The following is a 15,076-nucleotide window of genomic DNA, read 5'->3' on the forward strand; positions in this document are numbered from 1 at the left end:
TCCCGATCAGGCCTTCGGCCTGGCGGCAATATTGCGAGCCGGTCCAAAAGATCGCGGCAATTACTGGACTGCGACGTCGTCGCGTCCCTAGCAATGTCGATCTGAACGTCTGCGATTGCAATCAGCCGGGAGAGCATTGCTAGTCGCGTGGCGTTTTTGAAGCACTCCCGGATCGCTGAACCTGTGATGGTTTGAATGGTGAGGGCGGCAGAAACTCCTCTTGTAGAGGGGTTTCGGTCGACTGCCTCCTAGCGTTAGCGGGAATCCCGAAGGATTCCATATTACTGATAATTGATATCAGCCATTCGTTATGAGCCTTAATGTCTTCTAGTGCTATGTAGTATCGTCCCTTCGTCGCCGGCTTCCTCGACTCTGTTGCAGAGTAGTATACAAAGTGGGAATCTCTATAAGGAGAAAGAGCCAAGTCTTTGAAAATCGGGTTGTGAGCAAGACTATTTCTGAAATTCAATCTCCCATTTAGAGCTTTATATATTTCACTCCATCTAATGTACCAATCTTCTTCAAGAGCCATTTTGAGAATAATATTTGTAATATCCAGTTTGTCATTTATGGACTGATATCGATAAAATAGAAAAGAACATTTCTGCCGATCTGCCATCATTCCAAATACGAAGAGATCAAAAACTGAACGCTCAACACGCGCCCAAAGCGTCATTGTTTTTCCCAAATTCGCATAAAATTCCGCAGCCTTGCTGCCGCAAGACGGGCCATTTATCGGGTCGTCTTCGGGATCAATTATTTCGACCGTGTCGTGGTACGAAATAGGGGGCTTTGTCATGAGGCTGCGACCTACTAAGGAAATCGGGTTTCCCTCGGAGAATAGGGTCGACGAATGTGTCGTGGAAGTCGACACGTGCTTCCCGCGCCCTCTTGACATCTATGAATAAATTCCTATCCTCCGCTCGCCTTCGTCAAGCGAGGGCGCGGCTCAGGGTCGAGCGGCGCCGGCGAAGGACGGATCCGGCGGGACGAACGACCCTCGTTCCCTGATCCGGCGGCGCGTCGCCGGTCTGGGCTTCTCTCCTTTGCGCGGAGACGCATGAGCCCTTCGATGAGCCGCAAGGCTCAGACGAAACTCATGTGCAGGCTTTGAAAGCCCGGACCACAATATCCGAGGATGGCGCAGGCGTCGGTTACCCGAACGATGGGGAGCGGCTCCCTCAGCCCGGAGGCGGCGAGACGACGCGATCCGTGTCCGGGAGAAACCGGCAGTCGAAGACATTTCTTAGCGCTGCGGCCAGCGACGGCCGGGGCGTCCCGGACCGCTCGCCCCCGCGCGCCGCACGGCCGCGGAACATTTTCGCGCGCCCAACGCCGCCCATGCGCGCGTGCGCTCCCCTCTCAGCACACTTCCGCCACCACCATGGCGACGTCGTCGGACGCCGGCGCCTCGCCGCGGAAGGCGCGCACGTCGGCGAGCACCGCCTCGATGAGGTCTCGCGGCGAGAGGCGGCGATGCTGCATGAAGGATGTGGACAGGCGTTCGAGCCCGAAGAACTCGCCCTGGCGGTTTTGCGCCTCGGTGATTCCGTCGGTGTAGAACAGCAGCTTGTCGCCGGCGGCGAGTTCGACGCTCCCCTCCTTGAAATCGACGGCGCGCATCACGCCGAGCACGAGTCCGTCGGCGTCGAGCTGCGCGCACATCGCGCTCCCCGCGCGCAGCAGCAGCGGCGGATTCTGTCCGGCGTTGGCGTATTGCAGCGTGCGCGTCCACGGCAGGAAGCGGCAGTAGAACATGGTGATGAAGAGGTCGGCGGCGAAGAGGTCCTCGTGCAGCAGGTCGTTGAGGTCGCGCAGCAGCTCCGCCGGGCCGCTCAACGCGTTGGTCGCCTTGCGCGTCTCGGCGCGCAGCGTGCTGCGCACTTCGGTCATGATCAGCGCGGCGCCGACGCTGTGGCCGGAAACGTCGGCGATGACGATGTCGATGACGCCGGCGTTTTCGAAATAGTCGAAATAGTCGCCGCCGACATGCGAGGCGGGCACGCAGATGCCGGCGATCTCCATGTGCGGCGTGCGCAGCGGCGCGTTCGGCAGCAGCGACAGCTGGATGTGCTTGGCGATTTCGAGCTCGTGCCGGCTCTCTTCGATCCGGCGGCGGTCGGAAATGTCGGCGTGGACGCTGACGAAATGGGTGATGCGCCCCGTCTCATTGGCGACCGGCGAGATCGAGAGTTCGTCCCAGAAGGCGGAGCCGTCCTTGCGGTAGAATTTCACCGTGATCTGGCAGCTCTGGCGGCGCAGGATGGCGTTGCGGATCTCTTCGAGCGCCGCGGGGTCCGTCTCCGGCCCGCGCAGGAGATGCAGGCTGTGGCCGAGCAGCTCCTCGCGCGTGAAGCCGGTGATGCGGCTCAGCGCCGGATTGACGTAGATGTTGGGAACGCCCGGCGCCTGCGCGTCCCAGACGGCGATGCCGATCGGCACCGATTCGATCGCGCGGTTGCGCACGCGCAGCGCGTCCTCGAATTTTTTGCGCGCGGTGATGTCGTGATCGACGCCGCGCCATTTGATCAGCCGGCCGCCTTCGTCGAAGATCGGCGCCCCGGTCGACTCGGTGAAGACGTCGCCGCCGCTCTTGTGGCGATAGTGATTGACGACGCGGTGAAAAGCCCGGCGGAGCGCCGCATGCTTCTGCGCCGCGGCGGCGTCGTTCGAGTCCTCCGCGGCGAAGAGATCGGAATAGGTCTTGCCGAGAACCTCCTCGGGCGCCATGCCGAGAACGTCTTCGACGGCGCTGCTGCTGTAGGTGTAGCGGCCGTCCTGATCCTGCTCCCACAGCCAGTCGCCGGCCATGTCGGCGATCTGCCGGAACCGCTGCTCGCTCTCGAACAGCGCCTCCTTGTCGCGCTTCTGTTCGGTGATGTCCTGCTGAATGGCGAGATAATGGGTGATCTCGCCCTTCGCGTCGCGCAGCGGGCGGATGATTTCGGACGCCCAGTAGAGCGTGCCGTCCTTGCGCTTGTCCTGGATCTGCCCGCGCCATTCGACGCCGGCGCTGATGCTCTCCCAGAGCCGCCGATATTGATCGCCCTCGGTGCGCTTCGACTGAAGCATTCGCGGGTTCTGGCCGATCAGCTCATGCGGCGGATAGCCGGTGAGGCTGGCGAAACGGCTGTTCACATATTCAATTTCGCCATCCTTGTTGGTGATCATCACTGCGATCGGACTTTGTTCGACGGCGGCGGAGAGCGTCACCAAACGGTCTTCGGCGCGCTTGAGGCGCGTCATGTCGTGGGTGACGCCGACGAAGTAGCGCACGCCTTCGAGTCGGATTTCGCCGATCGAGAGATACATCGGGAAGGTCGCGCCGTTCTTTCGCCGCCCGACCACCTCCCGGCCGACGCCGATGATCTTTTTGACGCCGGTCTTTCTATAGGCGGCGAGATAGCCGTCATGCGCCTCGCGATAGGGCGAGGGCATCAGCATCTTGACGTTTCTGCCGAGCGCTTCTTCCGCCGAATAGCCGAACAGCTTCTCCGCGCCTCGGCTGAAGAGCAATATGTCGCCGATCTCATTGATCACCACGAGGCCGTCGACCATGCCGCCGAAGATCGTTCCGAGCTTCTGCTTGATGTCGTCGAGCGCGACCGCCTGGCTCGCCGCGTCGATCGGGCGAAGCTTGATCAGCGAGCCGCCGTCCCGGTCGCCGGAAAGCGGGTCGACCTCGCAGCGAACGTCCAGCGTCGTCATGTCTTTGCGCCGCACGCGCAGCGAAAGCAGCTCGCGCGTGGGCCGTGCGGGCGACAGAGGCTCGCAATCGTCGGCCCCAGTCGCGAGGATGCGGGAAAAGAAGGGCTGCCCGCGAAGCTCGCATTCGGGATAGCCTGTAAGACGCTCCGCGGCTCGATTCATCGACCGCAGAGCGCCCGAGGGCTCGAGAATGCATAGCGCCTCGTCGAAAGCGTCGAGAATGGCGCGGTCGGCCGTAAGCGTTTCCATCCCGCTACGAACCTCCAGCCTTGGAAGACGCGCGGACGCTCTTTCGACCGCCGTCGGATGCCTCCGCCGAGCGGCTGCGGTAAGCGGCGTCGCATGCGTCGACGAGGGCGCTCAGCTCCGCCACAAAAGCCGCGACCGGCGTCAGCGTCGTGAACAGCGAAGCCTCGAGTTTGAACGCCATGCGCTCAAGCCCGGCGACACGAAACTCCAGTCCGACATTGCGGAATAACGCCCGCGCGTCGCCGATGCCATTTTGCAACTGCAAGGACGCGATGCGCGCCGAGACATCTCGCATTCGCGAGTCGAGCGCCGCGAGCAACTGCTGCTCCCAGCGATCTCTCGGCTTCACGCCGGCGAGGATAGCCACAAGCTTCGGCAAGCCGAAAAGATTGGCCGCCCGATCAAAATAGGCGCCGGCGACCTGCATGTCCTCGCCGGAGTCGCGCGTAAGCGCGACAAGGAAGGGAAAGTCGCCCACGCGGTCGAAATAGGGTTCCCCCAGCGATGGCGCGCCGGTCGGCTCGGCGGCGCCTACGCGCTCACGAAAGGCGTGTAGATCGGCGCGCCACCGTCCGATCGCTTCGTCGCTCGGGCTCAGCCGGCGCCCGCGTCGCATCGCCCATCGGCACATATAGGCGAGAGCGTCTTCGAGCTGGAGAAGCAGGCTGTAGTGGCGCGCGGCGTCCAGCTCATTTCGCGCTTCGAAAGCTTCGCGCCATCGGTCGCCTGCGAATATCCGATCGAAGGAGAGATAGAGCTTGACGGCGTAGCTGAGCAGCGTCGGGATCAGTCCCTCGCCAAACAGCAGGAAGCATACGCCCGACTGATCGATCACCTTGTTGCAGATCACGGTCACCGCGATTTCGCGCGCGAGCGAATGGCTTCTGATTCGTTCCGGAAACTGCGAGCGCACAGATTCCGGGAAATAGCTCGCCAGGAATTCATACGACCATGATCCCTGCAGAAACGTCTCATCTTCGAGCAGTCGCTGCTTCAACGCCAACTTGGAACTCGCCATGAGCACCGCGAGTTCCGGCCGGGTCAGTTCCTTCGTCTCGCGCGCCGATACGTCCCGTCGCGTCGGAAAGGCTTCGGCGACCGGGTTGATATAGCCGGCGTTCTCGAGTTGCTCCGCAAGATCCATAAAAGGGTCGAGTTGGATTCGGCAGCGCGCCTGATCCAACGACAGGCAGAGACTCTGTCGATCATTGTCCTGCAATACAGAAGCGCAGACATCCGTCGTCAGCGACTCGAGCAGGCCATGGAGATCCTTAACTTTCCGAGCGCTCTCTTCCCCCGGCGCGCGGAGCAGAGTCTTCAAATTGACTTCGTGATCCGAGAGATCGACCCCGGCGGAATTATCGACCGCGTCCGTATTGATGCGGCCGCCTCGCAGGGCGTATTCAATGCGGGCGCGTTGCGTAAAGGCGAGATTTGCGCCCTCGCCAACGACCTTGGCGCGCAGCTGCAGCGCATCGACCCGCGCGCCGTCGTTGACGCGATCCCCGACGCTCTCGTTGGTTTCGGAGCTCGCCTTCACGTAAGTGCCGACGCCGCCCATCCACAGCAGATCGACGGGCGCCGTCAGCAGCCAGCGCACCAGAGATTCGCCATCGACGGCGCTGTGGCGCACGCCGAGCCACTCGCGCACTTCCGGGCTGAGCGGAACGTCCTTCGCGTCGCGCCGATAGACGCCGCCGCCGTTGGAGAGCAGCGCCGAATTATAGTCGCGCCACGTCGACTGCGGCAGCTCAAACAAGCGGCGGCGTTCGGCGAAGGAAACGAGCGGATCCGGGTTCGGATCCAGGAATATGTAATGACCGTCGAACGCGGCTCGCAAAAGAATGTTTGGCGTCTGCAACATGCCGTTGCCGAAGACGTCGCCATCCATTGAGCCGACCCCCACAACGGTGATCGGCTCCGCATCCACGTTGCGGCCAAGCTCGCGAAAATGCCGTCTGACGCACACCCATGCGCCGCGCGCGGTGATCCCCAGACGTTTGTGATGATATCCATGCGCGCCGCCGCTGGCGAAGGCGTCGCCGAGCCAGAAGTCGTAAGACTGCGAAATCTCGTTAGCGACGTCCGCCCAGGTGGCGGTGCCCTTGTCCGCGGCGACGACGAGATAGGGATCAGCGTCGTCATAGATGACCAGCTCCGGCGGCCGAACGATCTTGCCGTCCTTGAGATTGTCCGTGAGATCGAGCAGCCCCCGCAGGAATTGCGTGTAGGCGTCCTTGCCAAGGCGCTGTCTCTGCGCAGCGTCTGCGGAGCGAGTCTTCAGAACAAAGCCGCCCTTGGCGCCTTGCGGCACAATGAGAGCGTTCTTGATCATCTGGGTTTGCATCAACGCGAGTATTTCGCTGCGGAAGTCCTCCGGCCTGTCGGACCAGCGGATGCCGCCACGCGCAACCTTTGCGCCGCGAAGATGCACGCCTTCCATGGAGAGCGAGTGAACGTAGATCTCCGCCATCGGCTTTGGAGGCGGCATGTTGAATACGCCGAGACTGCTGATCTTCAGGGCGATGACGTCACGCGATCGCTCACTGGAAAAATAGAAATTCGTCCTGACGGTCGCATCGATGAGGTTGAAAAGATTGCGCAGGATTCTATCGTCGCCTGCGTCCTCGACCTTGTCCAGAACGTCGACGAGTTGCGCCCTGACGGGCGTGAGAGATTCCAGTTCGATCTGAAAAGAATCCCGCCCGTCTCGATCCGGCGTGAACCGCGCCTCGAAATAGCGATAGAGAAGGTCGACGGCTGCTGGACTGCGTAAGAGCGCCCGATAGATCCGGCTGCGCTCGATCCTTAACCCGAGCTGCTGATAGTAGCTGCAATAGGCACGAAAGAGATCGATCTGTCTCCAGTCCAGTTGAGTGATCAGAACCAGGCCGTTCAAGGGATCGCTTTCAACCTGCGCTGCAAGCACGGCTTCGAGCGCCTCCAATAGACGAGCGCGAGACCGCGCCATGCTCGGGCCGCCCGAAACCGAAGGCTCAACGGTAAAGCTTCGGATGAAACGCGGTCCGACGCTTAGATTCAACTTGAACGAAATCTGGTCCGCGACGCGCAGTCCGAGGTTCTGCAGTATAGGCAACAGTTCGTCGAGCGCGCGCTCCTTCTGGCCGATTAGGCGAACTTCGTAACCTGGCTTGGCGCCGCCAGAGACGCGAAGCGGGCGCAATTCGACAATCTCGCGCGCATCATCGTTCGCCGCAATCAGCGCGAGATCACGCGCGGCGCGTCGAGGCGCCACGAGATAGCGGTAGGATTTCGGCAGCGCCTGCGTCGGGTCGGACCGTCTAAGCGGCAGGCGGCGGCGGGCGCTGCGGAGAAACCTCTGCACGACAGCGTCCCAGTCGAGAGCGGGGGGCGCTTGAGGCGTCAGTGTGTCGGTTGAGCGGAGCACGGGGGCCAACCGTCTAAGCGATCTTCTTGCGCATTTCGAGCACATTGCCCGAGTCCGTTTTGCGATATTGGACAGAGTCCATCACAGAGCGGATGAAGAAAATGCCGCGGCCGCGTTCACGAAGTTCGTCAAAGTCAGGCGAGGGCACGGCGGCGAAATCAAAGCCTCTGCCATGGTCAAAAACCCGAACCGAGAGATAGGCGTCTTCGACCGAAAGACAGATCCGAACAGTGTCTTTCGCGTGCGCCGCTGAACTGTATTGGATCGCATTGGCGACGGCCTCGGTCAGCGCAAGATTGAGGTGGAAGGCAAGCGTTTCGCGTTGATCCTCCTGAATGTCCAACTCCTTCGCGAGTTGTTCGGCGATCCCGCCGACGAGACGCAGATATCTCGTCTCATTGGGAACGACGATGTCCAGATTGACGATCGTCTCGCACATTTCGATCACCGTACATCCTCGATTCACGCGCTCTGTTCAGGCGCTCAAGGCGAGTTGCAGGCTCGGATAGATGTCGAAAACCCGATGCAGCCTTGTGAGTTCGAACATCGATCTGACGCGCGGCTGAAGTCCCGCCAAGGCGAATCCGCTCGAGCGCAAACTCGCATTTTTGTAGCCGGAGAGCAGAGCCCCGAGCCCTGAGCTGTCGATGAATTGGACTCTCGCGAGATCAATCACCACGTTTCGAGCGCCGCTCTCGAGCGTCTTCAACACCAGATCCTTGAGTTCGCCGGAGTTGTGCGCATCGATGCGATCCTCCTGGATGCTCAGAACCGTTCGGTCGTCTCGCACTTCCTTAGCTGCTCTCATTGCTCAGTCTCTGCTCGATTTCGCATCTAAACAGGCCATCAATAGATATGTCTGCGGCGCGCGATTAACAGGCCCTAGCGCGCAGTCTCGGCTAGCGAGTCGGCCACGGTTAACGACTCGTTTAAGCGAAGGCCTGCGTGAGGTCGGCGACGAGATCGTCCGGATGTTCGATGCCGATCGACGCGCGAACGAGGGCAGGCGCAATGCCGATTTCGCGGCGGGCCTCTTCGCTGAGCCCCGAGTGCACCGTCGTCGCCGGATGACAGATCAGGGATTCGGTGCCGCCGAGGCTGACCGCGAGCTTGAAGATCTGCAGCCGGTTAAGATAGGCGAAGGCTTCGGCCTGTCCGCCGACGACGTCGAAGGAGAAGGTGGAGCCGGCGGAACTCGACTGGCGCTCCATCAACAGCCGCTGGGGGTGATCGGCCGGAAGCAGCGGCGGGTAGTGAACGCAGGCGACCTTGGGGTGGCGCGCCAGAAAATTCGCGACGATCGCCGCGTTTTCCGCCGCGCGGTTCATGCGCAATGACAAGGTCTCGAGCGAGCGGCCGAGCATCCAGCAGGAATGCGGATCGAGCTGCGTGCCAATCGCGCTACGCATCGCGCGAATCGTCTTGAGATGCGCGCAAGAGCCGATGACCGCGCCGCCGATCAGGTCGCTGTGGCCGCCGACATATTTCGTCAGCGAGTAAAGCGACAGATCGGCGCCATGCCGCAGCGGCGACTGAAACACGGGGCCGAGCAGCGTGTTGTCGCAGCAGATGACCGGCCTTGCGCCCTGCTTTTCGGCAATCTCCTCGCCGATTCGCCGCACGAGCGCGATGTCCACGAGGCTGTTCATCGGATTGGACGGCGTCTCGATGAAGATCATCGCGATGCGTCCGATTGCCATCGCGCGCGCGGCTGCGGCGCGGATGTTCGCTTCGTCGAGCCCGTCAGTGAAGCCGACGCCTGTCAGGCCGAACGGCGCCAGGGTCTTGTCGATGAGAACTTCCGTGCCGCCATAAAGCGGGCGGCTGCGCAGAATTGTTTCACCAGGCCGCGCGAAGGCGAGAATCGTCGTGACGATGGCTGACATGCCCGAAGAAAAGACGAGTCCGCACTCGGCGTGCTCGTAGATGGCGAGTCGATCCTCGACGATCTCGAGATTGGGATGGTTGAAGCGCGAATAGACGAGACCGGTTTCTTCGCCTTCCGGCGGCGCGCGACGGCCGGCCATATAGTCGAAGAAGTCGCGCCCGTCCTCCGCCGTTCGAAAAACGAAAGTCGAGGTCAGAAATACCGGCGGCTTAACGGAGCCTTCGGAGAGCGCCGGATCGTAGCCGTAGCCCAGCATCAGCGTTTCCGGTTGAAGCAAGCGGTTGCCGATGCTCGCCTTGTGGTAACGCGCGCTGTCCATGTTCCTGTCCTCGACTCTCGCCCGCTCGGCAGGCGGCGCCGCAAGCGTAGAAATAGCGCGCTAAGGTCTACTTGCCCGCCGCGGCGGCCGGAGCGTTCGACTTCGCCATCTCGGCCAGCGCCGCCAGGGCTGCGTCGATGTCCGCGGCCGTGTGATCGGCGCTGATCTGGAAGCGGATCTCCTCGTCGCCTCTCGGCACGACCGGATAGGTCAGACCCGTGACGAGGACGCCCCGACGCCGCAGATGCGCGACCAGCGCCATGGTGCGATCGCCGTCGCGCGTGACGAGCGGCACGACCGGATGCTCCCCGGGCAAGGTCTCGTAGCCTAGCCTGATAAGACCGGCCTTGAAGCGCGCGGTCATGTCGCGCAGGTGATCGAGCAGGGACAGGCCTTCGGGACTGTCCAGAACGTCGATCGCCTTGTGCGCCGCGGCGGCTTCGGCCGGCGTAATCGGATTGGAGTAGACGTAGAGCGGCGAGCGCTCGCGCAGGTAGCGGATGAAGATTTCGTCGCCCACCACATAACCCCCGTTGACGCCAAAAGCCTTGCCGAGCGTCGCGACCAGAATGTCGACCGGCGCCGACCTCGTGTATTCCTCCGCGCCGCGCCCGGTCGCGCCGAGGGCGCCGACGCCATGCGAATCGTCGACGACGACGATCGCCCCTTCGGCAAAGGCGCTGTCTCGGCTGCGCGCCAGCTTCATGATGCGGTCGAGCGGCGCATGATCGCCACGCATGCTGAACACGCCGTCGGTCACGATGATTGCGCGGTTGCATGATTTCGCCGATTCGTCGAGACATCGTTCGAGTTCGCCGATATCGAGATGCTTATAGATCCGCTTCTCGGCTGGCGCCGCGAGCGAGATCGCGTTGATGATGCAGTTGTGGTTGAGTTCGTCGCTGATGACGGCGGTCTTCTTGCTGACGAGCTGCGGAATGAGGCCCATCATCGCCGCATAGGCGGACGAAAAGATGATCGCGGCGGCGCGCGAATGAAAGGCGGCCAGCCGACGCTCCAGCGCGACATGCGACGCCCACGTGCCGCTGATAAAGCGCACGGCGCCTGGACCGGCGCCAAATTTCGCGGCCGTCTCTTCCTCCGCGGCGATCACCTCCTTGCGCAACGACATGCCAAGATAATTGTTAGCGTTCATGCGCAGAAACGGCCTTTCGCCCTCACCTTCGATGAGATAGCGCGGACCGTATCCATCGCGGGGAGGAACGACGCCGTAGAGAACACTTTCACCGCCTTTGAGCAGACCGGCGCGCGACAGCTCGTCGAGCTGCGACGCGAGCGCCTTAGCCAAACCTTGCGTTGGCATTGGGGACCTCACTGGAAATCGGATCGTCAAACGAACCTCTCGCCGCGCCAAGTCGCGCGAGCATGTCGCGGGTCATGGCGGCAAGATCGAAGCGTGGGTTGAAATCCCAGTCAGCCCGCGCGGCGCCGGACTCGAGCGATTGCGGCCAGGAATCGGCGATCGCCTGACGCTTCGGATCGATGCGATACTCCACGGCGAACGACGGCGCATGTTTGCGAATCTCCGCGGCGATCTCGCGCGGCGTGACGCTCATCGCCGAGACGTTATAGGCATTGCGGTATCGCAGCCGTCGGGGATCGGCCTCCATGAGTTCGATAATGGCGGCTATCGCGTCCGGCATATACATCATGTCGAGGCGCGTCTCGGGGCCGAGAAAGCATGAATAGCGCTCGCGTCGGACGGCGGCGTGAAACATCTCGACGGCATAATCGGTCGTGCCGCCGCCTGGGGGCGCGGCCCAGGAGACGAGGCCGGGCAGGCGCAAACCGCGCGCGTCCACGCCAAAGCGGTTTGCGTAATAATCGCAAAGCAGTTCGCCGGCGACTTTGGTGACGCCGTAAATGGTCGTCGGCCTCTGGATTGCCTCCTGAGGCGTGCGACGGCGCGGCGTCGAGGGGCCGAAAGCCGCAATAGAACTAGGAAAAAACACCTTGCAGCCAAAGCGGCGGGCGGCCTCCAGCACATTGTAGAGCCCGCTCATATTGACGTCCCACGCGTCCTGCGGCCTGTCCTCGGCCACCGCCGAGAGGAGCGCCGCCAAGTGGTAGATGACGCCGACGTCGCGTCGCGCGATCAGATCGGCGACCGCTTCAGCTTGCGTGCAGTCGAGACGCTCGTAGCCCTCCTCGGCTGGCTGCGCCTGCGCGAGATCCGAGGCGATGACGCGGTCAGCGCCATATGCCTTGCGTAACGCCGGCGTCAGTTCGGCGCCGATCTGGCCAAGCGCGCCGGTGACGAGAATAGGTCGCATGCGCCTTCCGAATCCGCGGCGCTCCAAAGAGGGGAGCGCGATACTCCTCAGTTATGGCTGATCACCGCCGCGCCAATAGGCGCCTAAGCCGATTTTGCCGACTGAAGAGAGGCTGCGCATGCGAGGCCAAGCGCGCCAAGGCTCGCCGTCAGGGAGCGCGCCTGCGCGTCTGCATAAAGCGCGAGTTCATCGATCACCGGCGCGCCAAGCGCACCTTCGAAAGCGCTTCGATCGGCGCGCTCAACGAGTTCTTCCGCGCTTCGCTCGCCGAGATTCGAGCGAAAGATGCCCGCGGCGCTGACCGGCAGGAAATCCTCGTAAGTGATCGGTTCGGCGCGCAGCGCGCCGGAGCGCAGGAGATCGTCCATCGAAGCATGGGAGGAAGACTCCCCTGCCCTCGCGCGCGGATCGGCCGAATAGCGGAAGAAGGCGAGCTTCTCCCTTCGCAGACTTTCATCATCGTCGGGAAAGGCGGCGAAGCGCCGCGCCAGCTCCTCATTGAAGGCGAAAGCGTTGGAGCCGTCGACGGCAAGAGGGCACGCGCCCTGCGCTTCAGCGAGCAGCCTGTCGTAGAGCGCGCGTCCCTTGGCGGTCAGCGCGGCGCCTCTTTGTTCAATCTCGCCGAAGCGGGCCGTATGCGCGCCGCTTGTGCGGCGGCTGTCCTCCTCGGTGAATTCGACAGGCTCGGGGCGCGCTTTGAAACTCGTCTGGCGCAGAAGAATCGGGCAGCGACGACGCGGCGGCCCCTCGATGATGGCCTTGGGATTCATGTCGCAGGAGGCCAGGGCGCGGTGCACGGCGTCGATATCGAGCGCGTGCAAGGTGAGATGATTGATATGCGGCCCCTTGAAGCAAACGATGTCGGCGAGCAGTGGATGCGCTGAGTAGAGCCTTCGATAAACGGCTGACGAGACCGTCGCCTGGCCGCTCCAGCGGAATATTTCGATCGCTTCAATAACGAATGCGCGCGCCTCTTCATCGTCAAATCCGCGCTTCTCGAAATGATCGATCAACTCCCGACTGCGCGGCGTAAAGATGTCTCGGCGAGCGAGAACCTTGGTTGCGACCTCGCGCGCTTCCGCGTCAGGAATGAGTTGCAAGCGGAGAAGCGATGTGAAGATCCGAAACGGGCTGGCGCGCAACGCGCTTTCGCCGATCGGTCGGAACGCCGTCGAATGCACCGGAATGCCCGCGACCGACAGATCGTAGTAGCCGACCGGCGCCATCCCCATGATGGCGAAGAGTCGGCGCAGCGTGGAAAGCTCCTCGGCAGTTCCGACGCGAATGGCGCCGTGACGCTCCACATCAAGGAGCGCAAGTTCGCCCCTCTCGGCAAGGCGGCGCTCGAGCCGGGGATCATTCGCGAGCGTCTTCCGATTGGCCTCGGTGACGAGCGCTTTCATCGCGCCATATTGCGGCGCTTCGGCCTGATACATGTCCGAAACGGCCGACGCGAACATTGCGCGAATGGCGTTCGCGGAAGCAGCGGAAGCAGGAGACTGGTTCATCGCAGCTCTGACCCGGTCGACTTTCGTTCCATATCTAAGTCGCTGGCGCGTGAAATCATGAGCTTAGCGTTGCCTTCCGCTAAGCCCCCAGATCGAACTTCACGCCCTGAGCCAACGGCAGTTCGCCCGAATAATTGATCGTGTTGGTCGCGCGGCGCATGTAGAACTTCCAGCAGTCGGATCCCGCTTCCCGACCGCCGCCCGTATCCTTCTCGCCGCCGAAGGCGCCGCCGATCTCGGCGCCGGATGGGCCAATGTTCACATTCACGATGCCACAGTCCGAGCCGTCGGCGGCCATGAAGCGTTCGGCTTCATCCAGCCGCGACGTGAAAATCGAAGAGGCGAGGCCATGCGCGACGTCGTTGTTCAGCCGGATGGCTTCATCGAGGCTGCGAAACTTCACCACATAGAGGATCGGCGCAAAGGTCTCGCGTCGCATGACGTCTGTCTGGCCCGGCATCTCCGCAAGCGCCGGACGGACGTAAAAGGCGTCGGGAAATTCTCGAGCAAGCACGCGTTCTCCGCCGAGCACTTCACCTCCAGCGCCGCGCGCTTCGTCGAGCGCGGCGGACATCGCCGCATAGGCGCTTCCGTCGATAAGCGGCCCGACGAGCGAGGCGCCCTCGCGCGGATCGCCGACGGATACTGAAGCGTAGGCGCTTCGTAGCCGTGCGAGAAGCTCGTCGTAGACCTCTTCATGCACGATCAACCGGCGCAGCGTCGTGCATCGCTGACCCGCCGTGCCCATCGCCGCGAAGGCGATCGCCCGCACGGCGAGATCGAGAGACGCCGAAGCGCATACGACAGCGGCGTTGTTGCCGCCAAGCTCGAGAATCGATTTCGCGAAGCGACGCGCCAGGCGGGGCGCGACAGCGCGGCCCATCGCCGTCGAGCCCGTTGCGGACACGAGCTGGACCCGCGCGTCCTCCACGAGCGCTTCGCCGATTTCGCGGCCCCCGATGACGAGATTGGAAAGCCCTTGAGACGCTTCGCCGAGACGCGCGGCGGCGCGCTCGAGCAGCGCCTGCGTCGCGAGCGCGACCAGCGGAGTTTTTTCCGACGGCTTCCAGACGAGCGAATTCCCGCAGACGAGCGCGAGCGCCGCGTTCCAGGCCCAGACGGCGACGGGAAAGTTGAAGCTTGTAATGACGCCGACAACCCCGAGTGGTCGCCATGTCTCCATCATCCGATGCCCGCGACGCTCGGTGGCGATGGTCAAGCCGTGAAGCTGGCGCGAGAGGCCCACGGCGAAGTCGCAGATGTCGATCATCTCCTGAACTTCGCCTAGACCCTCCGTGGTGATCTTGCCTGCCTCGATCGTGACGAGACGCGCCAGCTCGGTCTTGGCGGCGCGCAACTCCTCGCCGAGCAGGCGCACGAACTCGCCGCGGCGCGGCGCGGGCACATTGCGCCAGATGCGAAACGCCTCCTCGGCGCGCGCGACAGCCTCTTGCACAGCAGCAGAATCCACGTTCTCGACGCGTGCGATAACCTCGCCGGTGATCGGCGAGCGGGTCGCCAGCGTTCCGCGCTCGATGGTTGGAGATCTAACCCCGAGCCTGTTGAGAAGAGCCGCAGTTTCGGCGGCAAGATCGGAATGCGGAACGCGCGCCTCCATTTCGACTCCCGATGTTGGCACGGACTTACGTGGCTGGCGCCGCCCGTCGCATCTACTATGTAATAGACACGCACATGTTCGCA

The 15,076-nt window shown here is 62.7% G+C and carries 10 protein-coding genes; all 10 read right to left on the reverse strand.

Annotated features, from left to right (window positions below):
- Window positions 1–139: 139 nt before the first annotated feature.
- Window positions 140–799: a hypothetical protein gene (locus AC0X69_RS06770; RefSeq protein WP_482612537.1), complete on the reverse strand. Its 660-nt coding sequence runs from the start codon at window positions 797–799 to the stop codon at window positions 140–142.
- Between the two features lie 563 nt (window positions 800–1,362).
- Complete coding sequence (locus AC0X69_RS06775; RefSeq protein ID WP_482612539.1) at window positions 1,363–3,957, reverse strand: PAS domain S-box protein; 2,595 nt, start codon at window positions 3,955–3,957, stop codon at window positions 1,363–1,365.
- 4 nt (window positions 3,958–3,961) lie between these two features.
- Window positions 3,962–7,303, reverse strand: coding sequence for an NAD-glutamate dehydrogenase domain-containing protein (locus AC0X69_RS06780; protein WP_482612541.1), 3,342 nt, complete (start codon window positions 7,301–7,303; stop codon window positions 3,962–3,964).
- A 76-nt stretch (window positions 7,304–7,379) separates the two neighbouring features.
- The gene (locus AC0X69_RS06785; protein ID WP_482612543.1) at window positions 7,380–7,832 is read right to left on the reverse strand and encodes an ATP-binding protein; all 453 of its coding nucleotides are present in this window, start codon (window positions 7,830–7,832) and stop codon (window positions 7,380–7,382) included.
- Between the two features lie 9 nt (window positions 7,833–7,841).
- Window positions 7,842–8,174 carry an STAS domain-containing protein gene (locus AC0X69_RS06790; protein WP_482612545.1) on the reverse strand — a complete coding sequence of 111 codons (333 nt, stop codon included), beginning with the start codon at window positions 8,172–8,174 and terminating at the stop codon, window positions 7,842–7,844.
- 121 nt (window positions 8,175–8,295) lie between these two features.
- Window positions 8,296–9,573 carry a cystathionine gamma-synthase family protein gene (locus AC0X69_RS06795; protein ID WP_482612547.1) on the reverse strand — a complete coding sequence of 426 codons (1,278 nt, stop codon included), beginning with the start codon at window positions 9,571–9,573 and terminating at the stop codon, window positions 8,296–8,298.
- Between the two features lie 67 nt (window positions 9,574–9,640).
- Window positions 9,641–10,897 carry an aminotransferase class I/II-fold pyridoxal phosphate-dependent enzyme gene (locus AC0X69_RS06800; protein ID WP_482612549.1) on the reverse strand — a complete coding sequence of 419 codons (1,257 nt, stop codon included), beginning with the start codon at window positions 10,895–10,897 and terminating at the stop codon, window positions 9,641–9,643.
- Window positions 10,875–11,867 (reverse strand): NAD-dependent epimerase/dehydratase family protein, encoded by a 993-nt coding sequence (locus AC0X69_RS06805; protein ID WP_482612551.1) that lies wholly within the window; start codon window positions 11,865–11,867, stop codon window positions 10,875–10,877. Before AC0X69_RS06805 ends, AC0X69_RS06800 begins: the two co-directional genes overlap by 23 nt.
- 83 nt (window positions 11,868–11,950) lie before the next feature.
- On the reverse strand, window positions 11,951–13,375 hold the full coding sequence (gene hglS, locus AC0X69_RS06810) for a 2-oxoadipate dioxygenase/decarboxylase HglS (RefSeq protein ID WP_482612553.1): 1,425 nt from the start codon (window positions 13,373–13,375) through the stop codon (window positions 11,951–11,953).
- A 79-nt stretch (window positions 13,376–13,454) separates the two neighbouring features.
- Window positions 13,455–14,993: an L-piperidine-6-carboxylate dehydrogenase gene (amaB, locus tag AC0X69_RS06815; protein ID WP_482612555.1), complete on the reverse strand. Its 1,539-nt coding sequence runs from the start codon at window positions 14,991–14,993 to the stop codon at window positions 13,455–13,457.
- Window positions 14,994–15,076 lie beyond the last annotated feature (83 nt).

Source organism: Methylocystis sp. Uni0008 (genome assembly GCF_056838045.1).